This is a genomic window from Pseudomonas rhizozeae (genome assembly GCF_031583775.1).
Taxonomy (GTDB): Bacteria; Pseudomonadota; Gammaproteobacteria; order Pseudomonadales; family Pseudomonadaceae; genus Aquipseudomonas.
Genome location: NZ_JAVLSB010000037.1, coordinates 136631 through 160852, shown reverse-complemented (window position 1 = coordinate 160852; position 24222 = coordinate 136631). Strand labels below are relative to the sequence as shown.

21 protein-coding genes are annotated in these 24222 nt (G+C 62.0%); 14 read left to right on the top strand and 7 right to left on the bottom strand.

From position 1 onward, the window contains the following. Positions 1 to 90: 90 nt before the first annotated feature. The 11 genes from urtA (at position 91) to ureC (ending at position 10154) form a co-directional block, all read left to right on the top strand. Positions 91 to 1356 (top strand): urea ABC transporter substrate-binding protein, encoded by a 1266-nt coding sequence (gene urtA / locus RG836_RS12285; RefSeq protein ID WP_310845725.1) that lies wholly within the window; start codon positions 91 to 93, stop codon positions 1354 to 1356. 126 nt (positions 1357 to 1482) lie between these two features. Next, complete coding sequence (gene urtB / locus RG836_RS12280) at positions 1483 to 2985, top strand: urea ABC transporter permease subunit UrtB (protein WP_310845724.1); 1503 nt, start codon at positions 1483 to 1485, stop codon at positions 2983 to 2985. Beyond that, positions 2985 to 4064: an urea ABC transporter permease subunit UrtC gene (gene urtC, locus RG836_RS12275; protein WP_310845723.1), complete on the top strand. Its 1080-nt coding sequence runs from the start codon at positions 2985 to 2987 to the stop codon at positions 4062 to 4064. Before urtB ends, urtC begins: the two co-directional genes overlap by 1 nt. Then, positions 4061 to 4933 (top strand): urea ABC transporter ATP-binding protein UrtD, encoded by an 873-nt coding sequence (gene urtD / locus RG836_RS12270; protein ID WP_310845722.1) that lies wholly within the window; start codon positions 4061 to 4063, stop codon positions 4931 to 4933. Before urtC ends, urtD begins: the two co-directional genes overlap by 4 nt. Before the next feature lie 39 nt (positions 4934 to 4972). Further along, positions 4973 to 5671 (top strand): urea ABC transporter ATP-binding subunit UrtE, encoded by a 699-nt coding sequence (gene urtE, locus RG836_RS12265; RefSeq protein ID WP_310845721.1) that lies wholly within the window; start codon positions 4973 to 4975, stop codon positions 5669 to 5671. Positions 5672 to 5701: 30 nt separating this feature from the next. Next, a complete protein-coding gene (locus tag RG836_RS12260) occupies positions 5702 to 6541 on the top strand; it encodes an urease accessory protein UreD (RefSeq protein ID WP_310845720.1) in 840 nt (279 codons plus the stop codon). 162 nt (positions 6542 to 6703) lie between these two features. After that, positions 6704 to 7006 (top strand): urease subunit gamma, encoded by a 303-nt coding sequence (locus RG836_RS12255; protein WP_045060358.1) that lies wholly within the window; start codon positions 6704 to 6706, stop codon positions 7004 to 7006. A gap of 9 nt (positions 7007 to 7015) precedes the next feature. Further along, positions 7016 to 7549, top strand: coding sequence for a GNAT family N-acetyltransferase (locus RG836_RS12250; RefSeq protein WP_310845719.1), 534 nt, complete (start codon positions 7016 to 7018; stop codon positions 7547 to 7549). 6 nt (positions 7550 to 7555) lie between these two features. Beyond that, positions 7556 to 8089, top strand: a complete 534-nt coding sequence (locus RG836_RS12245; RefSeq protein ID WP_310845718.1) for a GNAT family N-acetyltransferase — start codon at positions 7556 to 7558, stop codon at positions 8087 to 8089. Next, on the top strand, positions 8089 to 8397 hold the full coding sequence (locus tag RG836_RS12240) for an urease subunit beta (RefSeq protein WP_310845716.1): 309 nt from the start codon (positions 8089 to 8091) through the stop codon (positions 8395 to 8397). The genes RG836_RS12245 and RG836_RS12240 overlap by 1 nt, the downstream gene beginning before the upstream one ends. A gap of 56 nt (positions 8398 to 8453) precedes the next feature. Then, positions 8454 to 10154, top strand: a complete 1701-nt coding sequence (ureC, locus tag RG836_RS12235; RefSeq protein WP_310845715.1) for an urease subunit alpha — start codon at positions 8454 to 8456, stop codon at positions 10152 to 10154. 50 nt (positions 10155 to 10204) lie between these two features. On the opposite strand, the gene RG836_RS12230 is transcribed toward ureC, so the two are convergent. Continuing rightward, a complete protein-coding gene (locus RG836_RS12230; RefSeq protein ID WP_310845714.1) occupies positions 10205 to 15478 on the bottom strand; it encodes an NEL-type E3 ubiquitin ligase domain-containing protein in 5274 nt (1757 codons plus the stop codon). Positions 15479 to 15722: 244 nt separating this feature from the next. Between RG836_RS12230 and RG836_RS12225 the strand changes: the two genes are divergently transcribed. Beyond that, complete coding sequence (locus RG836_RS12225; protein WP_310845713.1) at positions 15723 to 16844, top strand: sensor histidine kinase; 1122 nt, start codon at positions 15723 to 15725, stop codon at positions 16842 to 16844. Positions 16845 to 16898: 54 nt separating this feature from the next. On the opposite strand, the gene RG836_RS12220 is transcribed toward RG836_RS12225, so the two are convergent. Together RG836_RS12220 and RG836_RS12215 are read right to left on the bottom strand one after the other, a co-directional pair. After that, the gene (locus RG836_RS12220) at positions 16899 to 17204 is read right to left on the bottom strand and encodes a chaperone modulator CbpM (RefSeq protein WP_310845712.1); all 306 of its coding nucleotides are present in this window, start codon (positions 17202 to 17204) and stop codon (positions 16899 to 16901) included. Between the two features lie 42 nt (positions 17205 to 17246). Then, the gene (locus RG836_RS12215) at positions 17247 to 18191 is read right to left on the bottom strand and encodes a DnaJ C-terminal domain-containing protein (protein ID WP_310845711.1); all 945 of its coding nucleotides are present in this window, start codon (positions 18189 to 18191) and stop codon (positions 17247 to 17249) included. A gap of 294 nt (positions 18192 to 18485) precedes the next feature. Between RG836_RS12215 and RG836_RS12210 the strand changes: the two genes are divergently transcribed. Beyond that, entirely contained in the window at positions 18486 to 19760 is a 1275-nt protein-coding gene (locus RG836_RS12210; RefSeq protein WP_310845710.1) for an Hsp70 family protein, read from the top strand. Between the two features lie 116 nt (positions 19761 to 19876). Here the strand turns inward: RG836_RS12210 and RG836_RS12205 are convergent, their stop codons facing one another. The 3 genes from RG836_RS12205 to RG836_RS12195 form a co-directional block, all read right to left on the bottom strand. Beyond that, complete coding sequence (locus tag RG836_RS12205; protein WP_310845709.1) at positions 19877 to 20890, bottom strand: AI-2E family transporter; 1014 nt, start codon at positions 20888 to 20890, stop codon at positions 19877 to 19879. A 211-nt stretch (positions 20891 to 21101) separates the two neighbouring features. Continuing rightward, complete coding sequence (locus RG836_RS12200; RefSeq protein WP_310845708.1) at positions 21102 to 21401, bottom strand: PsiF family protein; 300 nt, start codon at positions 21399 to 21401, stop codon at positions 21102 to 21104. Positions 21402 to 21471: 70 nt separating this feature from the next. After that, the gene (locus RG836_RS12195; protein ID WP_310845707.1) at positions 21472 to 22260 is read right to left on the bottom strand and encodes an AraC family transcriptional regulator; all 789 of its coding nucleotides are present in this window, start codon (positions 22258 to 22260) and stop codon (positions 21472 to 21474) included. Between the two features lie 96 nt (positions 22261 to 22356). Here RG836_RS12195 and RG836_RS12190 point away from each other — a divergent pair, with 96 nt between their 5' ends. Continuing rightward, entirely contained in the window at positions 22357 to 23253 is an 897-nt protein-coding gene (locus tag RG836_RS12190; RefSeq protein WP_310845706.1) for a DMT family transporter, read from the top strand. Here RG836_RS12190 and RG836_RS12185 read toward each other — a convergent pair. After that, positions 23250 to 24140 carry an esterase/lipase family protein gene (locus tag RG836_RS12185; protein WP_310845705.1) on the bottom strand — a complete coding sequence of 297 codons (891 nt, stop codon included), beginning with the start codon at positions 24138 to 24140 and terminating at the stop codon, positions 23250 to 23252. The two genes, RG836_RS12190 and RG836_RS12185, sit on opposite strands and share 4 nt — an antisense overlap. Positions 24141 to 24222 lie beyond the last annotated feature (82 nt).

The following is a 24222-nucleotide window of genomic DNA, read 5'->3' as shown; positions in this document are numbered from 1 at the left end:
AACCCGACCAGGCACAGCCCTTGCTAAAGAGCTTTCAGTAGTCCGTTTCTGCCCACCTAAAAAAATCAAAATGTTCTCGGAGATCGCACAATGAAGCGTCGTAGCTTGATCAAGGCTTTCACACTCACGGCAAGCATTGCCGCGATGGGCATGACCTGGACTGTCCAGGCCGCAGAGACCATCAAGGTCGGTATCCTGCACTCGTTGTCCGGCACCATGGCGATCTCCGAAACGTCCCTCAAAGACATGGCGCTGATGACCATCGACGAAATCAACGCCAAGGGTGGCGTCAACGGCAAAATGCTCGAACCGGTAGTCGTCGACCCGGCGTCGAACTGGCCGCTGTTCGCCGAAAAAGGCCGGCAATTGCTGACCCAGGACAAGGTGGCCGTGGTCTTCGGCTGCTGGACCTCGGTGTCGCGTAAATCGGTATTGCCAGTGTTCGAAGAACTCAACGGCCTGCTGTTCTACCCAGTGCAGTACGAAGGCGAAGAAATGTCGCCGAACGTGTTCTACACTGGCGCCGCGCCGAACCAGCAGGCGATCCCGGCGGTGGAATACCTGATGAGCGAAGAAGGCGGCAGCGCCAAGCGTTACTTCCTGCTCGGCACCGACTACGTCTACCCGCGCACCACCAACAAAATCCTGCGTTCGTTCCTGCACTCCAAAGGCGTGGCGGACAAGGACATCGAAGAGGTCTACACCCCGTTCGGCCACAGCGATTACCAGACCATCGTCGCCAACATCAAGAAGTTCTCCGCCGGCGGCAAAACCGCGGTCATTTCCACCGTCAACGGCGACTCCAACGTGCCGTTCTACAAAGAGCTGGCTAACCAAGGGCTGAAAGCCACCGACGTTCCAGTCGTGGCGTTCTCGGTGGGCGAAGAAGAATTGCGCGGCATCGACACCAAGCCGTTGGTGGGCAACCTCGCGGCGTGGAACTACTTCGAATCGGTGGATAACGCGACCAACAAGAAATTCGTCGCCGACTGGAAAGCCTACGCCAAGAAGCACAATTTGCCGGGCGCGGACAAAGCCGTGACCAACGACCCGATGGAAGCCACCTACGTCGGCATCCACATGTGGGCGCAAGCGGCTGAGAAAGCCAAGTCCACGGACGTCGACAAAGTCCGCGAAGCCCTGGCGGGCCAGACTTTCGCCGCACCGTCGGGCTACACCCTGACCATGGACAAGACCAACCACCACCTGCACAAACCGGTGATGATCGGCGAAATCCAGGCCGATGGTCAGTTCAACGTGGTGTGGCAGACCGAAGGCCCGATCCGCGCCCAGCCGTGGAGCCCGTTCATTCAGGGCAACGACAAGAAGCCGGATTATGCGGTGAAGAGCAACTAAGCCAACACAACTTCTGTGGGAGAGAGCCTGCTCGCGATAGCGCCAGCCCAGCCGCCATTGAGGCTGACTGACACGACGCCATCGCGAGCAGGCTCGCTCCCACAATGTCCGAGTAAGGCCATCAAGATGCCCACTGCCCTTTACCGTTTGATCCTCGCCATCGTCTTGTTGCTGCCGATGGTCAGTCACGCCGGGGACGTCGAAGACTTTCTCGCCGCCAACCCCACGCAGCAGGCCAAACTGCTGGAGACCTGGGCCGCGCAACCCGATCCGGCGCGCATCGAGCTGATCAACGCCTTGCAGCAAGGTGAAGTGACGGTCGACGGCCAGCCGAAAACCTTGCGCCTGAACAATCGCCTGCGGGGTCTGATCGACACCGCGCTGGCCAGTCATCAATTGCTTGCCGCAGACGCCAAGGTCCGACTGGCCGCCGCGCAGCAACTGCAAAAAAGCGCGAAACCGGCGCAACTGAAATTCCTCGACCAACAACTGGCCACCGAGCAGGACGAAAGCGTTCACTCGGCCCTGAGCCTGGCCCTGGCCAATCTGCAACTGGTGGACACCGACCCGGTCGTGCGTCTGGCGGCGGTGCGCCTGCTCGGCGAAACCGGCGACCCGTTGGCCCGCACCCGCCTTGAGAGTCTGCTGGAGCCCGGCGTCGAAGCCGATGCCGGGGTGCGCACGGCCGCGGAAACCAGCCTGGCCCAGGTCAAACGCAAATTGCTGGTGGGCGAACTCCTTGGCCAGGCCTTCAGCGGCATGTCCCTGGGCTCGATTCTGCTGCTGGCGGCGCTCGGCCTGGCGATCACCTTTGGCCTGCTCGGCGTGATCAACATGGCCCACGGCGAGATGCTGATGCTCGGCGCCTATTCCACCTACGTCGTGCAACTGGGCTTCCAGCGGTTTGCCCCGCAAGCCATTGAGTTCTATCCGCTGATCGCCCTGCCGGTGGCGTTTTTTGTCACGGCGGCGATCGGCATGGCGCTGGAGCGCACGGTGATTCGGCACCTCTACGGCCGGCCACTGGAAACCTTGCTCGCGACCTGGGGCATCAGCCTGATGCTGATCCAGTTGGTACGCTTGCTGTTCGGCGCGCAGAACGTCGAAGTGGCCAACCCGGCCTGGCTGTCCGGAGGGATTCAAGTGCTGCCGAACCTGGTGCTGCCATACAACCGCATCGTGATCATCGCGTTTGCGCTGTTCGTGGTGGTGCTGACCTGGTTGCTGCTGAACAAAACACGCCTGGGCCTGAACGTGCGGGCCGTGACCCAGAATCGCAACATGGCCGCGTGCTGCGGCGTGCCCACCGGGCGCGTCGACATGCTCGCCTTCGGCCTCGGCTCGGGCATCGCCGGCCTCGGTGGCGTGGCGCTGAGCCAGATCGGCAACGTCGGCCCTGACCTGGGCCAGAGCTACATCATCGACTCGTTCCTGGTGGTGGTGCTCGGCGGTGTCGGGCAACTGGCCGGCAGTGTATTCGCCGCGTTCGGCCTGGGTATCGCCAACAAAATTCTCGAACCGCAAATCGGTGCCGTGCTCGGCAAGATCCTCATCCTCGCGCTGATCATTCTGTTCATTCAGAAACGTCCGCAAGGCCTCTTCGCACTGAAAGGACGGGTGATCGACTGATGAATCAGCCCTTGATGCTTACGGCCTCGCAAAAGGCCGGACCGAAAGTCACGATCGCGGTGGGCGCAGTGATTCTGTTACTGCTGCTGACCCTGCCGCTGTTGTCGTTGCTGGCACCGGACAACGCATTTCACGTCTCGGCGTACACCTTGACCCTGGTCGGCAAAATCCTCTGCTACGCCATCGTCGCCCTGGCGCTGGACCTGGTCTGGGGGTACGCCGGGTTGCTGTCCCTCGGCCACGGCCTGTTCTTTGCCCTCGGTGGCTACGCGATGGGCATGTACCTGATGCGCCAGGCCTCGGGCGATGGCTTGCCGGCGTTCATGACGTTCCTGTCGTGGACCGAACTGCCTTGGTACTGGACCGGCACCAGCAGCTTTCTCTGGGCCATGTGCCTGGTGGTACTGGCGCCAGGGTTGCTGGCACTGGTGTTCGGCTTCTTCGCCTTCCGCTCGCGGATCAAGGGCGTGTATTTCTCGATCATGACCCAGGCCCTGACCTTCGCCAGCATGCTCCTGTTCTTCCGCAACGAGACCGGGTTCGGCGGCAACAACGGCTTTACCAATTTCCGCACGATCCTCGGCTTCGGCATCACCGAACCGGGCACCCGCGCGGTGCTGTTTTTCGCCACCGTGCTGTTGCTGGTGGCCAGCCTGTACATCGGCTGGCGCCTGGCGCAGAGCAAGTTCGGCAGGGTGCTGACCGCCCTGCGTGACGCGGAAAACCGCCTGATGTTCTGCGGCTATGACCCGCGCGGCTTCAAGCTGTTTGTCTGGGTTTTGAGCGCGGTGTTGTGCGGCCTGGCCGGCGCGTTGTACGTGCCGCAAGTGGGGATCATCAACCCCAGTGAAATGTCGCCGACCAACTCGATCGAAGCCGCCGTCTGGGTCGCGCTGGGCGGGCGCGGCACGCTCATCGGGCCGTTGCTCGGCGCCGGCGTGGTCAACGGCATGAAGAGCTGGTTCACCGTGGCCTTCCCGGAATACTGGCTGTTCTTCCTCGGCGCACTGTTTATCGTGGTGACCCTGTACCTGCCCAAAGGCGTGATCGGTCTGCTGAAAAAAAGAGGTGAATCATGAGAGTCCCGGCCACCGCTCAATTCATGCTCGAACCGGCGTTCTTCCCGCCTCTGCCCGCCAACAAGGATGCCGGTACCAGCCGCGATGCCATCGGCCTCGGGCAGCGTGTCGGCCCCGGCCTGAACACCCGGCACGGGACCATCCTGACCCTCGAAGACATCAGCGTCAGCTTCGACGGCTTTAAGGCGCTGAACACCCTGAACCTGTACATCGGCGTCGGCGAATTGCGCTGCATCATCGGCCCCAACGGCGCGGGCAAGACCACGCTGATGGACGTGATTACCGGCAAGACCCGGCCCAGCCATGGCAAGGCCTGGTTCGGCGAAACCCTGGACCTGACTGCGATGAGCGAAGTGCAGATCGCCCAGGCCGGCATCGGCCGCAAGTTCCAGAAGCCGACCGTGTTCGAAGCCTTGAGCGTGTTCGAGAACCTGGAACTGGCGCAGAAAACCGACAAGTCGGTGTGGGCCAGTTTGCGCGCGCGCCTCAGTGGCGAGCAGCGCGACCGCATCGCCGAAGTGCTGGAAACGATTCGCCTCACCGCCTCGGTCAATCGCCCGGCCGGGTTGTTGTCCCACGGCCAGAAACAGTTTCTGGAAATCGGCATGCTGCTGATGCAGGACCCGCAACTGCTGTTGCTCGACGAACCGGTGGCGGGCATGACCGACGCCGAAACCGAATTCACCGCCGAACTGTTCAAGAGCCTGGCCGGCAAACACTCGCTGATGGTGGTGGAGCACGACATGGGCTTCGTCGGTTCGATCGCCGACCACGTCACCGTGCTGCACCAAGGCAGCGTTTTAGCCGAAGGCTCGCTGGAGCAGGTGCAGGACAATGAGCGGGTGATTGAGGTGTATCTCGGTCGTTGAGACTTGCGAGATGTTTATGCGGGATTGAGGAGATTGAACATGTTGCAAGTCGACAAGCTGCACCAGTATTACGGCGGTAGCCACATCCTGCGGGGCTTGAGTTTCGAGGTGAAGGTCGGCGAGGTCACCTGCCTGCTGGGCCGCAACGGCGTGGGCAAGACCACATTGCTCAAGTGCCTGATGGGTTTGCTGCCGGCCAAAGAAGGTGCGGTGAACTGGGAAGGCAAGCCGATCACCACGTTCAAGCCGCACCAGCGAGTGCACGCCGGCATCGCCTACGTGCCCCAGGGCCGGGAAATTTTTGGCCGCCTCACCGTGGAAGAAAACCTGCTGATGGGCCTGTCGCGCTTCCCTGGCAGCGAAGCCAAGGAAGTCCCGCCGTTCATCTACGAATTGTTCCCGGTGTTGCTGCAAATGAAGCAACGGCGCGGCGGCGACTTGTCCGGTGGTCAGCAACAGCAACTGGCTATCGGTCGCGCATTGGCCAGTCGTCCACGGTTGCTGATTCTCGATGAGCCCACCGAAGGCATCCAGCCCTCGGTGATCAAGGAGATCGGCGCGGTGATCAAGAAACTCGCGGCCCGGGGTGACATGGCGATTTTGCTGGTGGAGCAGTTCTATGACTTCGCCGCTGAACTGGCCGATCAATACCTGGTGATGTCCCGTGGCGAAATCGTCCAGCAAGGTCGCGGTGAAAATATGGAAGCCGAGGGTGTGCGCGGGCTGGTAACGATCTAACCTGTAGCGTCCTGACGATAACCAGAGATTATGAATTCATCTGCCCCCACTGCCCTGTTCACCCCTAGCTGGCACGCCGAACTCGAGTTGGGGTACGCCCGCTTCGGCGAGACCACGCGCCCGGTGCTGCGCCGTCACCTTGGCCCGCTGCGGGTGCAAAAGCACCTGTACGCCGAAGGCCCGCAGGTGTGCCAACACATCATCGTGCACCCGCCCGGCGGGATTGCCGGCGGCGATCGCCTGGACATCCGCGCCAGCGTGGGCACCGATGCCTGGGCGCAGATCACCAGCCCCGGCGCCGCCAAGTGGTACCGCGCGGCCGGGCCGGCCTACCAACACCTGGATCTGCGCGTGGCGGCCGGCGCCACCCTGGAATGGCTGCCGCAAGAGACGATCATTTTCAGCGCGGCTCAGGCCGAACTCAGCACCTCCATCGAGCTTGAAGGCGATGCCCGGCTGTTCTACTGGGATGTGGTGGCGCTGGGCCGTCCGGCCAGTGGCGAGCGCTTCGACCTCGGGCATTACCAGGCGCACCTGAACATCCGTCGCGACGGCCAGTTGCTCTGGCACGAACGCCAGCGCATTGTCGGGGATGACGGCTTGCTGCAATCGCCGATTGGCCTGGACGGGCAACCGGTGTTTGCGACCCTGCTGGTGACTGGCGAGATCGACAGCGAACTGCTGGAGACTTGTCGCTCGCTCCCAAATGACGTGCGCGGGGATTTGACCCAGTTGCCGGGGCTGCTGGTGGCGCGGTGCCTGGCCTCCGAGGCGCTGTTGGCCCGTGGTTGGCTGATTGCGTTGTGGCGGCTGTTGCGCCCGGCGTTGCTGGGCCGCGAGGCCTTGGCGCCACGCATCTGGAGCACCTGAAATGCGATCAAAATGTGGGGGCGAGCCTGCTCGCGAAGACGGCGGTACATCCGCCATTGATGTGAATGTCACGCCACATTCGCAAGCAGGCTCGCTACTACCAGGGTGTTGTGTTCACTCATCCCGAGACCTTTTTTATCTGCCCTTGATGGATTCGAAACGATGGACCTGACCCCACGCGAGAAAGACAAGCTGTTGATCTTCACCGCCGGCCTGGTGGCCGAGCGTCGGTTGGCCCGCGGTGTGAAGCTCAATTACCCCGAGGCCATGGCCTATATTTCCGCGGCGCTGCTCGAAGGCGCGCGCGATGGCCAGACCGTCGCGCAACTGATGCATTTCGGCACCACGCTGCTAAGCCGTGAACAGGTGATGGAAGGCATCCCGGAAATGATCCCCGAGATCCAGGTCGAAGCGACCTTCCCCGACGGTACCAAACTGGTCACCGTCCACCAGCCGATCGCCTGAGGCCACGCCATGAGCTACCACATCCGTGATGCCCTGCACGCCGACCTGCCGGCGATTCGCGACATCTACAACGACGCCGTGCTCAACACTACGGCGATCTGGAACGAACAAGCGGTGGACCTCGGCAACCGCCAGGCGTGGTTCAGTGCGCGCCAGGGCCAGGGTTATCCGATCCTGGTGATTGTCGATGCCCGTGAAGCCGTGCTGGGTTATGCCTCGTTCGGAGACTGGCGGCCGTTCGACGGGTTTCGCCACACCGTTGAACACTCGGTGTACGTGCGCAGTGACCAACGCGGAAACGGCCTTGGCCCGCGACTAATGGAAGTGCTGATCGAGCGCGCCAAAGCGTGTGGCAAGCACGTCATGGTTGCCGCCATCGAAAGTGGCAACGCGGCGTCGATTCGCCTGCACGAACGTTTCGGTTTTCTCACCACCGGGCAAATGCCGCAGGTCGGCACCAAGTTCGGCCGCTGGCTGGACCTGACGTTCATGCAATTAACCCTCAACCCCGGCGCGGAGCCGCCGGTTGCCCACAAGGAGTGACACCCGATGAACGCTGCCCAGTTGCGTCGCGTCAACGTTGAAAGCATTGCGCATTACCGCCAGGGCTTAGTCGACCTGCTGCTCGATGCGGTGGGTTATGGCGCCAGCGTGGGCTTCATGGCCGACCTCGACGCCGCTCAGGCACGCGAGTATTTCGACGAGGTGCAAGCCCAGGTGATCAAGGGCAGCGTGCTGTTGTGGGTGGTGGTCAAGGACGAACAGGTGTTGGCCAGCGTGCAACTGAACCTGTGCCAGAAAGCCAACGGTCTGAACCGCGCCGAAGTGCAAAAGCTGCTGGTACGCGAACAGGCGCGCCGCCGCGGCCTCGGCCAGCAACTGATGCAGGCACTGGAGCTGGCAGCCCGTCAGCACAAGCGCGGCATGCTCTACCTCGACACCGAGGCCGGCTCCCCCGCTGAAGCGTTCTATCGTGCCCTCGGCTACAGCAAGGCCGGCCAGATTCCTGATTACGCCTGCGACCCACAGGGCACCTACCGGCCCACCGCTCTCTACTACAAGATTTTGCAAGGAGCCCAGTGATGATTCCTGGCGAATACCAGATCCAGCCTGGCGACATCGAACTCAATGCTGGCCGGCGCACCGTGAATATCACCGTGGCCAACAGCGGCGACCGGCCGATCCAGGTCGGCTCGCACTACCACTTTTTCGAAACCAACGACGCTCTGACGTTCGACCGCGCCGCCAGCCGTGGCATGCGCCTGAACATCCCGGCCGGCACCGCCGTGCGCTTCGAGCCGGGGCAGAGTCGGGAAGTCGAGCTGGTCGACCTGGCCGGACATCGGCGGGTGTTTGGGTTTGCCGGCAGGATCATGGGCGATCTCGACTGACACTCCCTCGCCACAATGGATCGCGGCTTGCCGCTCATCACCTTCAAGGCACAGATATGAAGATTTCCAGACAAGCCTACGCCGACATGTTCGGCCCCACCGTCGGCGACAAGGTGCGCCTGGCCGACACCGAGTTGTGGATCGAAGTGGAAAAAGACTTCACCACCTACGGCGAAGAAGTGAAGTTCGGTGGCGGTAAGGTCATTCGTGATGGCCAGGGCCAGAGCCAGCTGCTCGCCGCTGATGTGGTGGACACGGTGATCACCAACGCGCTGATCGTCGACCACTGGGGTATCGTCAAGGCCGATGTCGGCCTCAAGGACGGGCGCATCGCCGCCATCGGCAAGGCCGGCAACCCCGACGTGCAACCCAACGTCAGCATGGCGATCGGCGCCGGCACCGAAGTGATTGCCGGCGAAGGCATGATCCTCACGGCGGGCGGCATCGACACCCACATCCACTTCATCTGCCCGCAGCAGATTGAAGAGGCGCTGATGAGTGGCGTCACCACCATGATCGGCGGCGGCACCGGCCCGGCCACCGGCACCAACGCCACCACCTGCACCTCCGGGCCGTGGCACTTGGCGCGGATGCTCCAGGCCGCCGATGCGTTCCCGATGAACATCGGCCTCACCGGCAAGGGCAACGCCAGTTTGCCGGGGCCGTTGGTTGAACAGGTGCTGGGCGGCGCCATCGGCCTCAAGCTGCATGAAGACTGGGGCACCACCCCGGCGAGCATCGACAACTGCCTGAGCGTGGCCGACCAGTACGACGTGCAGGTGGCGATCCACACCGACACCCTCAACGAATCCGGCTTCGTCGAAACCACCCTCGCCGCCTTCAAGGGCCGCACCATCCACACTTACCACACCGAAGGTGCCGGCGGCGGTCACGCGCCGGACATCATCAAGGCCTGCGGCTTCCCGAACGTGCTGCCGAGCTCCACCAACCCGACCCGCCCGTTCACCCGCAACACCATCGACGAACACCTCGACATGCTGATGGTGTGCCATCACCTCGACCCGAGCATCGCTGAGGACGTGGCCTTCGCCGAAAGCCGTATCCGCCGCGAGACCATCGCTGCCGAAGACATCCTCCACGACCTCGGTGCCTTCTCGATGATCAGCTCCGACAGCCAGGCCATGGGCCGGGTTGGCGAAGTCATCACCCGCACCTGGCAAACCGCCGACAAAATGAAGAAACAACGCGGCGCCTTGCCCGGCGACGGCGCAGGCAACGACAACTTCCGCGCCAAGCGCTACATCGCCAAGTACACCATCAACCCAGCGATCACCCACGGCATCAGCCATGAAGTGGGCTCGGTCGAAGTGGGCAAATGGGCCGACCTGGTGCTGTGGCGCCCGGCGTTTTTCGGTGTAAAACCGACGTTGATCCTCAAGGGCGGCGCCATCGCCGCCAGCCTGATGGGCGACGCCAATGCCTCGATTCCAACTCCGCAACCGGTGCACTACCGCCCGATGTTCGCCAGCTATGGCGGCTCGTTGCACGCCACCAGCCTGACGTTCATCAGCCAGGCGGCCGAGGACGCCGGCTTGCCTGAGGCCTTGGGTTTGAAGAAGAAAATCGCCGTGGTCAAGGGTTGCCGCGAGGTGCAGAAAACCGATCTGATCCACAACGACTACCTGCCGAGCATCGACGTCGACCCGCAGACTTACCAGGTCAAGGCCGACGGCGTATTGCTGTGGTGCGAGCCGGCAGACACCCTGCCGATGGCCCAGCGCTACTTCCTCTTCTGATGCCACGCCGCACCTGTGGGAGCCGCGCGCTCCCACAGGTGGGCGTTCAGTCAGGGCGCGGCCGCCACCGTGAACGGCATTTCCACCCGCTCGATTTTTGCCCGATCCATGGCTTGCTGGGTCAAGGTCTCTCGCAACCCATTGATCTGCGCTTCGACGCCCGCAAGTTCGGCGACGTAGTCCTCTTCGCTCATGATCAGCCCCGGGGCAATCGTGCTTTCAGGTTTGCCCAATTCAAACGCCAGCACCCGTAACTCTTCCTTGAGCTTATCCCTGGCCTCGGGTGTCAGGTCGCGACCTTCGGCGCGTTCATCCAGAGCGATTTTGAAAGCAATGGTGTCGGTGTAGCGTTTGCGCAAATCTTTGAAAGACCGGCGGTGGCTGGCCTCGATGTAATCCCTCCAGAACGGCACGTCGATAATCGACTGGCGCAACAGCGGCGCCTGCTCCAGAGTGAGCACGGTGTCGTACGCATCGTCGATCATCTGTTGCGTCACGCCAGCGATATTGCGAAACAGCATTGAGCGTGCCTGCCAAGGCAGGTCGAGGCTATCGGCCAAGGCGACCAGAAAAGCCAGGTGCACTTCCACCACATCAATCGTCCCGGTGACATTGCCGTCGGCGTCCGTTGCACGCAGCCTCTCCCCGGCCGCCAGACGATCGGCCACATGCCGTCGGGCAATCTTGTTCACTTGCTCGATACGCGATTGGCCCTTGGCCAGTTCCACCAGTTCGGCTTCTACCAATCCCGGATTAACCAACGACCGGGCTTCATGAACCAGTACCCGCATCCCCAGTTCATTGAACGCCTGGATCGAGCCATCGCGGCACTGGGTCGGCACGGTGGCCTCGGCAAAGAGCGATTCGCGCAACTCACTGTTCTCGTGCATCGCCTTGAGCATGCGCCAGACCTTGTTGGTCAGGTCCTCCCGATAAGCACCGCCCGACCTGAAGTCAGCCGTCTCGCGCAAATCACCGAGCAAGGAAAAGAACGGCTCGGAGCCGAACTCGTCTTCCAGGTCATCCCAGACCGGTTGCAACTGCTGCCATTGCGCTTCGCTCATGCCCTCGGTCCAATGGACACTTTCCACCGTGCCCAGTGGCGGGAAGGCGCGATCCGGGTCAAGACCAACAGAGACCGTGTACTCGCGCACCCGCTCGATGGCCGCAGCGCTCATGGGCGGTTCCTGCCGGGTCAGATGGGTGCGCGCCAGCAACTCGGCCTGGGCCGAGCCAGGCTCGACCCGTGGCACAACGCTGATGGGGTTGTTGCGCAAGTCCAGGTAAAAGTTGCGCGGCCGCGGCACGCTGAACAGGCCCAGCGGCCAAGTCTCGATTTGCGTATTGGTCAGCACCAATACGTCCAGACGGGACATCAGCGAGATGTCCGGCACCCGGCCAATGGGATTGCCGGCCAGCGACAACGAATGCAGATGCCGGAGTGTTCGCAAGCGGTCGATGGACTCCTGCACCAGGGTGATGTGGTTGCCTTGCAAGGCCAGGTCATTGAGAAACGGCATGCCGCTCAGTTGCGGTGGCAATTCCGTGAGCAGGTTGTTTGCCAGGTCAAGAAACCGCAGGCGACGGAACAATTTGAGCATGCGCATATGCTGACTGATCACGCCCGTGTGGCGCATGCGCAGCGAGGTGACGTGGTCAAAGTTGGCCTCAAGCCGGGGGAAGTTGCTGAGCAGGCGATCCAGCGGCAAACCATCGAAAATCAACGCTTGCGGATGCGCCTGGCCGGGAACCTCGATGCCACGGGGCCCGGTGCGCTGCCAGCATCGCCGCAGCAACGTACCGAACTGGTCGCGGGCCTGCCATTGCTCAATGCCGGGCAGGCTAAAACGCAATGCGTCGGGCGATGCGTCCCGCCAGCGCTGTAGCGTTTTACACAACTGGCTGAACTCCTGTTCGAGACTGCTGACGTAGTTCTCCATCGGGATGTTCTGTCGATAGAGATCGTCCAGCACGCGGTCGATATCGGCGTTTTCGAAAGCGGGATAAAGGCTCTGGATCCGCATGCGCAGATTCGCCTCTCCTGGACTGACGCGATAGAACGGCATGCCGCCCCTTAACTTAATGCGCTGCGGGTCATACGCCGGCTTGCGGATCGAGGCGTCCTGCAACAACCCTGAGAACCGGGATCGCTCAAGGGGTTGTTGTTGTACCCGGGCCTTGAGTTGCGCCTTATGGGCGATATCAAATCCCAGGGCCGAGCGCTCCTGATCGGGCAAGGCGTGCAGCAGTGCGCCGTAAACGTCATCGGCGCCGTGCAGGTGTTGGTCGAGCGCGTCTCGCGCCTCGAAGGTACCGTTATCGTTGAGCACGAGCACCCTGCGAATCGCCGCCTCCGCCGGTCCGACGCTGTCGCGTAGGCTGCCGTTGAACGACAGCTCGCGCACTTCAATCCGCACACTCGCGGACCAGCCCGGCAGCGCAGCGACGCTGTGCAGGGCCAGGCGTTCAGTGTCGGCGCCGGCCAAGGCATCGAGGTACAACCCTTCGTAGGCACGGGCCACGCGCACTTCATGCATCGCCTCGCGCGCTTGCGCCTTGAGCCGCAAGGGCACACGCGATTTTTGATCGACGAACGCCAGGTCTTCAGGGCTGGCTTGCCGCAGAATCTGTTCAGCGAAAGGATCGGGCAATTGCGGGAAGTCACCCTGCAGCAACAACTGTCGGCGGTCGCTGACCGCGGCCGTGGGCCGATAGATCGAGTTGAACACTCGCTCGGTCTGGCGCCCGGCATGCATCGCCAGGCGAGCGCGCAACACCTGCAGGCGTTCGGCCCGGACTGACGACACCCGTTGCCCCAACAGCCCCAGGATTTCCTCTTCGCTCAGCGCATCGAGCACCCGTTCGGCCCACTGCCCCGTGTGCAATTGCCCACGACTGAGCTTGATGATGCTGGCCTCAGGGGCGTCAAGGCTGCCGTACTGGATGGAGGCCCCGGTGTAGCTGTCGTGGTCGAACACCTGCAATGCCCTCGACTCCGGCCAGCGTGGCAACTCGGTGATAAAGCCCGGCATAAAGCCCTCCGCGCTTTCGCCGACCTGGTTGTCGAGGATCTGTTGGCTCAAGGTCTCGACGTCGGCATACACACGAAAACGCTTGAGGGTATCGCTGAGCACACCGGGCGGCGGCTCATGTTCGACGTGCATACGGCGCAACTGGTTGTGATCGACGCCACTGACGATCCGAACCTGAGCCTGGCGTTGCGTCGACAACTGTTCAATCGAGTGCCCGACGCGGCGCCACACCTGGCTTTCGTCCCAGGCCAGCGGTTGCTCCACTTCGCTGACCCAGCCGCCGAGGCCGTTGTGCCTCAGTACCGGCTGATAGGCATTGGTACGCGCGGGATGCTGGATGCGGTGCTGGCCCGTGGCCGGGTCTTGGCCCACGGCGTAACCTTTGTTTTCCAGCACCACCAACGACTGCCCGTCCTGACGGTGTAGCCCCCAGGCATCCGCCTTGGCATCGCGCCGCAAGGGCAGCGGGCGTTCGTAAGGGCCCAGATCGGGCTTCCACAGGCTGGCCGAACCATCGGGTAGTTGCACTTCTTTCAGGCTGTCGAAAAACGGCGATGCCTTGATCGGTACTGGCGTTGCGCCGGGCAGCACATGCCCCGCGCCCATCATTGCCAGTTGCGCGCCGTTGATCAGCACCGAACTGATATGCGCCGCCGCTTCTTCGCGGTCGCCCTTGCTCCAGTCTTCCAGGCCTTCAGCCAGTTCCTCGAGCAACTGCGCCACCATCACCGCGAGCATGGCTTCAGCGAGCCCCGGCACCAGCATCGCGGTGAAGTTGAACACGTTCCATGCGATGTCGAGGTAGCCGGTCAGGCGCTTCCAGCGACTCCGAGCATCCTCGTCACCGGTGGGCACGGCGATCTTGCGTGCGTCGCTGATGGCCTTGCCCCGCCGCTCGTTGTAGAGCGTGACCCAAAGGTCGCCCCTAATGATGTGGGTGAGCGGCTCCGGGTTGGGGTTTTCAGTAGCGGTTTCGCGCCACCAGGGGCCCATGTCCAAGGGCTCGCGATGCTGCCAGGTAAAGGTCTTGAGCCGCTCGTTCACCCGCGCGAAGAAAGTGCCTTTGTCCCGTTGCGCGACAAATCGACTGAAGAACGCCTGATACTGGCTGTCGCGCAGTTGGCCGATCAGGTTTTTCATGAAGTCGGTGAAGGAATCGTACTCCCGCAGCGGATGCTCCGGGTCGTCCGGGATGTAGACGATCAGGGGCCCCACCGGGCGGCTTTGCTGGTAGTGATCCTTATTGCGCGCCATGGCCTCGGACAGTCCATGCGGGCCGTTGGCGAAGAAGGCCTGCAATAACTTGAACCGCTCAAGGTCCTGATGGGGCAGGAACGGTATTTTGTTCGACCAGTCGAGCACGGCTCTCAGGATCGGCGTACTCAGGCGATCGACCGCGTTCTTGGCCCAGCCAGGCTCACCGATAGCACTGAACAAGGTGATGCCCTGGAGCCGGAACCCCATCAGCGTCAGGCGCTGCTGATGCACGGGCAAACCGTAGAGCGTCCCGCCGGGCGCCTCTTCTGCCACCTTCAGCAGCAGGCCATACCCGTGATCGCTGATCTCGCCCTTGAGTAAACCGGTCAACGCAGCCAGCTTGAATGCCTGCTTGTCCCGGGCAATGGTTTGCTGCTGCAACGTCGCTCGACGCGCAGCCGACAGCGGCGTGAGCACACTGTTGATATGAGCCTGGTACATCGCCCCAAGGTCGAGGGTTCGACACAGGCCGACGAATTGCGCGACCGTCATCGAGTGCCGCTGGGCCGCGCCCTCGGCGTCACGGGTAAAAACACCCGAGCCCTCACTGAACGCCGTGGGCTCGGTTTCGGCAGCGTCGAAGTTGTGCAGCGCCGCGTCGAGCAACGTCATGTGCCGGACATGGTCGGCGCCGCGGTCGATGCCGAAGATGATTCTGCTCGGCACGTAGAGGCGCAGTTCGGCGCTGCGAACGTCGAGGTCCACCTGCAGTTGCGCTTTCAATGCCTTGAGCAATAGCGGTTCGGCGAATTCTTTGATGCCCCGCAGCCCGGCCGTCAAGTCATCGACGTTACGCTGGAATAACCAGCGCCGACCGAACAGGTCCTTCATTTCATCCCGGTCTATCTTGCGCGCTTTCAGGTACCACTCAGGGTAGGTAGTGATGGGCGAAAGGGTCGCGAGAAGACCGTCGCGCGGTTTTTGCCACGTGGAGGTCCGCAATTGCTGCTGGATCCGGTCAATGTGTGCGCCGGCGGAAGTATTTGTCGCGCTGTCAGGTGCGCTGGCGGATTTGTCTTGCGGTGTGTCGGGCATGTGGCAACAACCATCCATGATTATCGGACCTTCAGGCTAGCCGTCGCCTTTCATGAAAAAAAGCCTAAAAACCCGGGGGATTCGCTGGAAAATCGCGCCGAAGCTTCAATAATTGCAATCCCGAAAATACATATGTACCACCCGTAGCAGGCTTTTCCTGTTATCGCGCCAGCGGTGTACCCCTGCCGGGAAGACGTTAAGATGCGCTTGGCTTTTCCGCTCATACTGTCCGGGGTTGTGGTTTATGCGTTTAAGCGAATTCATGGTGGCCGAAGTCGAGCGTATCGTCAGCGAATGGGAACAGTTCGCCCGGGTGCTGACCGCGGACGAAGACCTCGATCGCGACACCTTGCGCGACCATGCTCGCGCTATCCTGCTGGCCGCCGCGCGCAACATGAACACCGCGCAGACCGCCCGGGAACAAGTCGCCAAAGCCAAGGGTGAAGGTCCGGAACAAACGCCCAGCCTGAACCGCGCCGCGTCCAGCCATGGCGAACTGCGGCATCACATCGGGTTTGACCTGGTGCAGATGACATCTGAGTTCCGCCACTTGCGCGCCTGCGTGATTCATCTTTGGGTGGGCAGCCTGAAAACCCCGGACCTCAACTACTTCCAAGACATGATCCGCTTCAATGAAGCTATCGATGAAGCGCTGGCGGAATCCACCGCGGCCTACGCCGAGCAGGTCAATCACTCGCGCGACCTGTTTCTGGCGATCCTCGGCCATGACCTGCGCGCGCCGCTGCAAGCGGTGAGCATGTCCACGGAAATGTTGCTGCGCAAAGGCAATCTGGACGCCGACGGGCTGACCTACGTCGCGCACATCAAGCAAGGCGCGCGGCACATGGGCGCCATGGTCGGCGACTTGCTGGAGCTGGTGCGCAGCCGGCTCGGCAAACGCCTGCCGATCGACCCGGCACCCATGGACCTGGCGATTGCCGCGCGCGTAGCCCTGGCCGAAGCCAGCGCCGGGCAACCGGACTGCCGGCCAACGCTATCGGTGCACGGCGATGCCACCGGCCATTGGGATCGCGGACGAATCGATCAATTGCTGCAGAACCTGATCGGCAACGCGTTGCAGCACGGCAACCGGCGCATCGTCACTGTGCAACTCAGCGGTATGGCGACTGAAGTTGTACTCACCGTGCACAATCCCGGCGAGCCGATTCCGGTGGACGCCATCGCGACCATTTTCGACCCGCTGGTGCGCAGCTCCAGCGAATCGCTGAACAATCCGTCCACCAGCCTTGGCCTGGGGCTGTTCATCGTCAAGGAGGTGGCGCAGGCCCACGGCGGGACGGTGGAGGTGAAATCGACGGCAGAGCAAGGGACAACGTTTACCGTGGTGCTGCCCAGGAACAGTTGACTCACCGTCGACTTGCTCCGACCGTGGCAGCGAGCCTACTCGCGAAGCCGGCAGCTATTCAGCCACCAACCGCCCCAAGCGTTGTTTGAGCATGCGGTTCTCGGCGCGCAGTTGCTGCACTTCTTCCAGCAGGTCGAGCGCCAGGGCGACGCCTTCCCATTCCAGCTCCAGATCACGACGCAGCTTGGCTGCACGCTTGGCCACCGCCAATTCATAGTCGTTGAACAGCCAGTCTTTCGGCCGCGCGCCTTCGGGCTCGAGGATGCCGTGCTCGACGATCTCGATCACATACAGGTCAGTCAGGTCGGTCGCCTCGCAGAAGGCGGCCATGTCCAGTTGAACGATCAGGGGACTGCTCATGGTCAGTGTCTCCGTAGCTCTATGGATCAGCGCGCGGGTGGATCAGAAGTGTTCCCTCGGATCGAACGCGGCCTTCTTGGCCAGCTCCTGCCACAACGCCTTGACGCTGTCGTCGGTGTTCTTCGGCATTACGGCTTTCAACTGCACAAACAGGTAACCGCGCTCGCCGGCCTTGTTCTGCAAGCCGTGGCCCTTGGCGCGCATGCGCTGGCCGTTCTGGCTGCCGGCCGGCACCTTGAGGTTGATTTTGCCGGTCAGGGTCGGCACTGCCACTTCCGTACCCAGGGCCAACTCCCACGGCGCCAGCGGCAAGGTGATGATCAGGTTCTCGCCTTCGACGTCGAATTTCGGGTGCGGCGCGAAGCGGATGGTCAGGAACAGGTCGCCATTCGCCCCGCCACCCAGACCCGGCGCGCCCTGGCCCTTGAGGCGAATGCGCTCGCCGTCGGCCACACCAGCGGGGATCTTCACGTTCAGGCTTTTGCTGGTGTTACTGACATGCTGGCCGGCCGCGTTGTACTGCGGCACCTGGAAGGTGACCTTCTTCGATTCGTTCGAGAGGGTTTCTTCCAGAAAAATCGCGAGTTCCATTTCCACGTCTTGCCCTCGGCGCCCGGCGCTGCGAGATTGTCCGCCACCAAAACCGGGGCCGCGGTTGCCGAAGATCGAGCTGAAGAAGTCCGAGAAGTCGCCGGTGTCCTGGCCACCGCCAAAGCCGCCGGCGCCACGCCCTTGCCAACCCGGCGGGCCCTGGAACGGCTGGCCGTGCTGGCCGTATTTGCGCAAGTCGTCGTATTCGGCGCGTTTGTCGGCGCTTTTCAGCGCTTCATAGGCCTCGGACGCATCCTTGAATTTGGCCTCAGCGTCCTTTTCCTTGCTGACGTCGGGGTGATATTTGCGTGCCAGCTTGCGATAGGCGGCCTTGATCGCTTTGTCATCAGCGGTCGGCTCGACACCGAGAATCTTGTAATAGTCTTTGAAGTCCATCGAGGGAGTCACCATCCGTTATCAAATCGCGCAGCCAGCACAGCATGCTCTTGTTTGCAGCGTTTGGATTGACCGATCTCAATTTTGTGACCGGGCGGCGCGTCAGAAGTTTATCGGCAGCGGACGACGGTTCTTGTGACCGTCGGTGGGCTGCCAGGCTCATGCCAGCAAGTTTGGGGCGTCGCGCGATCTTTCAAGGCGCTTATCCCGACGATTTAGCGGATAGTCGGCCTTCGAATCTTCGTCGCGCTGGCATACACTGCGCGGCCGTTTTTTAACCGGAACTCGAAAGACATGAAAAACGCATCCCCAGCCCGTGCCTGTGGCATCGACTTCGGCACGTCCAACTCCACCGTCGGTTGGCTGCGCCCCGGCATGGAAACGCTGATCGCGCTGGAGGACGACAAGATCACCCTGCCCTCGGTGGTCTTTTTCAACATGGAAGAGCGCCGCCCGGTGTACGGCCGCCTGGCGCTGCACGAGTACCTGGAAGGTTACGAAGGGCGGCTGATGCGCTCGCTCAAGAGCCTGCTCGGTTCCAAACTGATCAAGCACGACACCAGCGTCCTTGGCACAGCGATGCCGTTCAAGGACTTGCTGGGGCTGTTCATCGGTCAGTTGAAGAAGCGCGCCGAGGCGACCGCCGGTCGTGAATTCGAGGAAGTGGTGCTCGGCCGCCCGGTGTTTTTCGTCGATGACGATGAAATGGCCGATCAGGAAGCCGAGAACACCTTGGTCGACGTGGCGCGTGCCATCGGCTTCAAAGACGTGTCCTTCCAGTACGAACCGATTGCCGCCGCGTTCGACTACGAGTCGACTATCGAGAACGAAGAACTTGTGCTGATTGTGGACATCGGCGGTGGTACGTCCGACTTCTCGCTGGTGCGCCTGTCGCCGGAGCGGCGCATGCACGACAACCGCCACGCCGACATCCTGGCCACGGGCGGTGTGCACATCGGCGGTACCGATTTCGATAAGCAACTGAGCCTGCAAGGCCTGATGCCGCTGTTCGGTTACGGCAGCCGCATGAAAAGCGGTGCCTACATGCCGACCAGTCACCACATGAACCTGGCGACCTGGCACACCATCAACTCGGTGTATTCGCAAAAATCGACCCTGGCCCTGGGCAGCATGCGCTACGACATCGAAGACACCGGTGGCATTGATCGCCTGTTCAAGTTGATCGAGCAGCGCGCCGGCCACTGGCTGGCGATGGAAGTGGAAGAAACCAAGATCCAGTTGACCCATGCCGAAAGCCGGCACGTACCGCTGGATCGCATCGAACCGGGCCTGAGCGTGGAACTGAGCCGGGCGCTGTTCGAATCGGCCATCGACAACCTGCTGGAGCGCGTGCGCAACAGCGTCACGCAACTGTTGACCGACGCCAACGTGCGCGTCGATCAGGTCGACACAGTGTTCTTCACCGGCGGTTCGAGCGGTATTCCAGCGCTGCGCAGCGGCATTTCAGCGATGTTGCCGAATGCGCGACATGTGGAAGGGAACATCTTTGGCAGCATCGGCAGTGGTTTGGCGATTGAGGCGATGAAGCGTTACGGCACGATGGATTGATCCTAAACCGCATGGCACCCTTCGCGAGCAGTCTCGCTCCCACAGGGAACGCATTTCAAAGGTGGGAGCAAGCCTGCTCGCGAAAGCGTCAGATCAGGCAATACCCATTGACCTGATCAAACCATTCCCACCTGCTTCAACTCGCTTTTCAGGTACGCATAATAAATCGGCCCCGCCACCACTCCCGGCAGGCCGAACGCGGCCTCGAACACCAGCATTGCCAAGAGCAATTCCCACGACTTGGCACTGATCTGGCCGCCGACGATCCGCGCGTTGAGGAAGTACTCAAGCTTGTGGATAAAGATCAGGTAACCCAACGCGGCAACTGCAACCCAGATCGACAGCGACAAACCGACGATGGTGATCAACGTGTTGGATATCAGGTTGCCGATCACTGGCAGCAGGCCCAGCAGGAAGGTCAGCACGATCAGAGTCTTGGTCAGCGGCAGTTTGATGCCGAACATCGGCAGCACCACCGCCAGGAAGATCCCGGTGAAGAAGGTGTTGAGCAGGGAAATCTTGATCTGCGCGAAGACGATATTGCGAAAGGCCTGGACCAGCAAGTGCAGACGATCGAACAGCGCCGCCGCCAGCGGTTTGCGCTTGGTCAGGTCGGGCACGCGCTGCAGGGCGATGATCGCGCCGAGCACCATGCCGATCAGCAAGGTCACGAACATGTGCGCGGCGTCCTTGCCCACCAGTTGCAGATCGCTCAGGTGCTTGCTGACCCATGCGCCGATGGCCACCTGAAACTCGGCTGCGCTGGCTGGCAGGTAAGCGTCGATGAACGGCGGCAACTGGCCTCGCGCGCGATCGACCACGCCCATGAATTTATCCAGCGAGGCGCCGGGGTTTTCCGCTTCGTGCAGCAGGAAGCTAATGGCGCCGGCAAAGAGCAACGCCAGCACACTGACGATCACCGTGCCCAGCAACGCCACCGCCAGCCAGCGCGCGCGGCGCCCCTCGATCAAGCGCTGCAGTTGCGGGGTGAGCATGTTGACCAGCTCGAACACCAGCAAACCGGCGAGCAGGCTCGGCAACAGGCGTAGCGGCAACACCAGCAGCAAGCCGCCGAAAATGATGACCCAACTGACAAACAGCAAGACTTGGCGCTGAGAAAACGTTGGCATACAGCCTCAAAACGAACGGCGTAAAAGGATGGGCAGTCTGCCAGCGTTCGCGGGCCAGCACTAGGGATTGTGTGGGGCGACCTTGGTCGGGTCAGGCCGGGAATGCATCAGCGCAGTGGCCGGCCCTTTCGCGAGCAGGCTCGCACAGGACAAAGGTGGGAGCGAGCCTGCTCGCGAAGAGGTCCGAACAGCCACCGCATCCTCAGCGCCGCTACTTTTTCTTCAGGCAATCACTCATAAAAGCCTTACGTGCATCGCCCTTCAATGCCTGCGTGGTCGCGGTCGCATTGCAGGTTTTCATGCGTTCCTGCGGCGTGCTCGGGGTGTCGTTGGCCGCCGGTGCGGCTTTCAGGCAGTTGCTCATGAAGGCTTTGCGCTCATCGCCCTTCAAGGACTTGGCCGTCGCATCGGCATTGCAGGTGGTCATTTTGTTTTGCTGGGCAGTCGCGGCAAACCCCTGGGAACACAGGAGCAGGCCGAGCAGCAGTAAAGGAACACGCAACATCGTCATGGAGTTTTCTCCTTGTTGCCGCAGCGAGGAGTGCGGCCTCGACTGGAGTGTAGACAACCGCCGTTACATTTCACCGTGGACCGAGGTGGCTGCGGCGATACTGCTCCGGGGTGCAACCGGCCTGGCGTTGAAACATCGCGATAAACGCCGAACCGGTGCTGTAGCCCATGTCGAAGGCGATTTCCTGAACGCTGCGTGCACTGTCCAGGGCCTCGATCGACGCCAGGAAACGCTGGCGTTGACGCCACTCGCCAAAGCTCATGCCCAACTCGCGGACAAATTGCCGGGCCAGGGTTCGCTCGCTCACATGCAGTTGTGCCGCCCAGTGCGCCAGTGGCCGGTTATCGCCGGGGTTGGCCTGCAGGGTTTCCAGCAGGCCAAGCAACCCGGGGCTGCTGGCATAGGGTAAATAGCACGCCTGCATCGGCGCCTGTTGCAGTTGGTCCACCAACACTTGCGCCAAGCGGATGTCGGCGGCGCGCTCGGGGATTTTCACGTCGCGGGCGGCGAAGTCCTTGAGGATCGCTTTGAGGATGTCGCTGATGGCCAGGGTGCACGCCTGTTGCGGCAGCGCCTGGCAGACCTGCGGCGCCAGACACACCGCGCGATAATTGACGGGCTGATCGCTGTAAAAACTGTGTTCGAGGTTCGGCGGCACCCACAGCGCATATTGCGGCGGCGAAAGATAGCGCTGGCCGCCAATCTCCATGTGCAGCACGCCGTGGGACGAATACTCCAGCGTGCCCCACGGATGGGTGTGGGACGCGGCGAAGCGGTGGGCGTCGAAATCGGCATAGCGAAAATACACCGGCGCGGGTAATTCGCTGAAAGCTAAAAGATCGATGGGTTGGCGTGTCATGGTGTCTGGATTCAAGGGCAGGTTGTCTGCTTTGAAGTATAGGCATTCATCCAGACAGAGGATAATCACCGCTCATCACTCTTTTCGGTTATTCCCATGCAGTACGCGTATCCGCTGTTGGCGATCTTTATCTGGGCCGGCAATACCGTCGTTAACAAACTGGCCGTCGGCGAGATCTACCCGGCCGAGATCGGCTTCTATCGCTGGCTGCTGGCGGGATTGCTATTCACGCCGTTCATGCTCAAACCGGTGATTGCCCTGTGGCCGACCATCCGCGCCAACCTGGGCAAGATCATCACCCTCGGCGTGCTCGGCATGGCGGTCTACCAAAGCCTGGCGTACTTCGCCGCGACGCTGACCACCGCCACCAACATGGGCATCATCCTGTCGCTGATGCCATTGATGTCATTGGTCATGGCCATTGCCAGCCTGGGCCAGCGCCTGACTGCCGGGGCCCTGGCCGGTGCGGTGCTGTCCTTTATCGGCGTGCTGTTGGTGGTGTCATCCGGCAGCCTGACGTTGCTGCTGCAACACGGGGTCAACCTGGGCGACGGCATGATGCTGGTCGCGACCCTGGCGTACGCGGTGTACAACACGCTGCTGAAAAAGTGGCAGCTGCGCCTGCCGCCGCTGGTGTTGCTGTATTTGCAGGTGCTGGTGGCGATGGTGGTGCAATTTCCGCTGTTCTGGTTCTCGGCAAAAATCGGCCCGACCTGGCACAACATCCCGCTGGTGCTGTACGCCTGCCTGCTGGCCTCGATGCTCGCGCCATTGGCCTGGATGAAAGCCGTGATGCACCTGGGTCCGAGCCGTACCGTGATGTTTTTCAACCTGTTGCCGCTGCTGACCGCACTGATCGCAGCGATGGTGTTGCGCGAGCAATTGGCCTGGTATCACGGTGTCGGCGGGATGTTAACGTTGGGCGGGGTGATTCTGTCCGAGCGCTGGACGACAGTGCTTGGCCGCACTCGGTTACAGACTAGCGAGCGTTAAATCCCTGCCGCCTTCAACCGGGCGGCATGCTCGACGAACAGCCTGATCGGTTCAGCGCCTTTGCCCACCAGCCCGATCGATTGGTTGACGATGTCGAAATGGTCCAACGGAAACTCATCGCCAATCACCGTCCCCAAGTGTGAGCTGTAGCGCCCGACCATGCCGTCGCAATGCCCGACCTCGCGGACGAAGGTTCTGGCGAACAGTCGGCAGCTACGGTGGGTGCCATCGAACAGGTTGCGCCCGCGATCGGTTTTGCCCGGCTGCAAGGTGCCGGACCACGAGTAATAGCGCACGCCGTCGACTTCCTCAGCGCCCTGCCCGCCCCAAGTGTCTGGCAGGCCCTGTGGATAACGCTGATTGAACAGTGCCACGCCTTCGCTCGTCAGAGATTGATGGCCGGCCGGAATATCCACCGGCAGTTTCGGCCCCCGATAGCCGGTTTCCAGCAGACTCATCAAAGCGCCGACCAACCACAACAACGCAGCAAGCACCCGGCCCTTGGCGCTGTCGTGCGGATAGTGCCTGGCCAAGTAGTCCGCCAGTTCCGAGCCGTGGTTGGGGCCCGCGACCGAGGTGACCGAGGCGACCAGATCCGGGCGTCTGGCCGCCGCGTACCGCGCGGTCAACGAGCCTTGGCTGTGGCCAATCAGATTGACCTTCTCGGCGCCGGTCTCGCGCAGAATTTCTTCGATCCTCAGCAGCAATTGCTCGCCACGCACCTCGCTGGAGTTGAGCGGCGAAACCTGCACCGCCACCACCACTGCACCGCCCCGGCGGAGGGCGTCGACGATGCCGTACCAGTATGGGAACAGTACCAACCGGATAAACCCGAGCATGCCCGGGACCAGCACCAGGGGATAACGCGTCGCGCAAGGGTGTGACATGGGTGAACGTCCTTGTGATCGGGGGCTGACAAAGGCGTGCAAGAGCGCCGCCAAGCATCCTCGGCAAACATGACAAGCCGAC

Excerpts from the sequence above, each read along its gene's own strand:
- urtA (WP_310845725.1), top strand. The coding sequence starts at position 91 with ATGAAGCGTCGTAGCTTGATCAAGGCTTTCACACTCACGGCAAGCATT.
- urtB (WP_310845724.1), top strand. The coding sequence starts at position 1,483 with ATGCCCACTGCCCTTTACCGTTTGATCCTCGCCATCGTCTTGTTGCTG.
- urtC (WP_310845723.1), top strand. The coding sequence starts at position 2,985 with ATGAATCAGCCCTTGATGCTTACGGCCTCGCAAAAGGCCGGACCGAAA.
- urtD (WP_310845722.1), top strand. The coding sequence starts at position 4,061 with ATGAGAGTCCCGGCCACCGCTCAATTCATGCTCGAACCGGCGTTCTTC.
- urtE (WP_310845721.1), top strand. The coding sequence starts at position 4,973 with ATGTTGCAAGTCGACAAGCTGCACCAGTATTACGGCGGTAGCCACATC.
- RG836_RS12260 (WP_310845720.1), top strand. The coding sequence starts at position 5,702 with ATGAATTCATCTGCCCCCACTGCCCTGTTCACCCCTAGCTGGCACGCC.
- RG836_RS12255 (WP_045060358.1), top strand. The coding sequence starts at position 6,704 with ATGGACCTGACCCCACGCGAGAAAGACAAGCTGTTGATCTTCACCGCC.
- RG836_RS12250 (WP_310845719.1), top strand. The coding sequence starts at position 7,016 with ATGAGCTACCACATCCGTGATGCCCTGCACGCCGACCTGCCGGCGATT.
- RG836_RS12245 (WP_310845718.1), top strand. The coding sequence starts at position 7,556 with ATGAACGCTGCCCAGTTGCGTCGCGTCAACGTTGAAAGCATTGCGCAT.
- RG836_RS12240 (WP_310845716.1), top strand. The coding sequence starts at position 8,089 with ATGATTCCTGGCGAATACCAGATCCAGCCTGGCGACATCGAACTCAAT.
- ureC (WP_310845715.1), top strand. The coding sequence starts at position 8,454 with ATGAAGATTTCCAGACAAGCCTACGCCGACATGTTCGGCCCCACCGTC.
- RG836_RS12230 (WP_310845714.1), bottom strand. The coding sequence starts at position 15,478 with ATGCCCGACACACCGCAAGACAAATCCGCCAGCGCACCTGACAGCGCG.
- RG836_RS12225 (WP_310845713.1), top strand. The coding sequence starts at position 15,723 with ATGCGTTTAAGCGAATTCATGGTGGCCGAAGTCGAGCGTATCGTCAGC.
- RG836_RS12220 (WP_310845712.1), bottom strand. The coding sequence starts at position 17,204 with ATGAGCAGTCCCCTGATCGTTCAACTGGACATGGCCGCCTTCTGCGAG.
- RG836_RS12215 (WP_310845711.1), bottom strand. The coding sequence starts at position 18,191 with ATGGACTTCAAAGACTATTACAAGATTCTCGGTGTCGAGCCGACCGCT.
- RG836_RS12210 (WP_310845710.1), top strand. The coding sequence starts at position 18,486 with ATGAAAAACGCATCCCCAGCCCGTGCCTGTGGCATCGACTTCGGCACG.
- RG836_RS12205 (WP_310845709.1), bottom strand. The coding sequence starts at position 20,890 with ATGCCAACGTTTTCTCAGCGCCAAGTCTTGCTGTTTGTCAGTTGGGTC.
- RG836_RS12200 (WP_310845708.1), bottom strand. The coding sequence starts at position 21,401 with ATGACGATGTTGCGTGTTCCTTTACTGCTGCTCGGCCTGCTCCTGTGT.
- RG836_RS12195 (WP_310845707.1), bottom strand. The coding sequence starts at position 22,260 with ATGACACGCCAACCCATCGATCTTTTAGCTTTCAGCGAATTACCCGCG.
- RG836_RS12190 (WP_310845706.1), top strand. The coding sequence starts at position 22,357 with ATGCAGTACGCGTATCCGCTGTTGGCGATCTTTATCTGGGCCGGCAAT.
- RG836_RS12185 (WP_310845705.1), bottom strand. The coding sequence starts at position 24,140 with ATGTCACACCCTTGCGCGACGCGTTATCCCCTGGTGCTGGTCCCGGGC.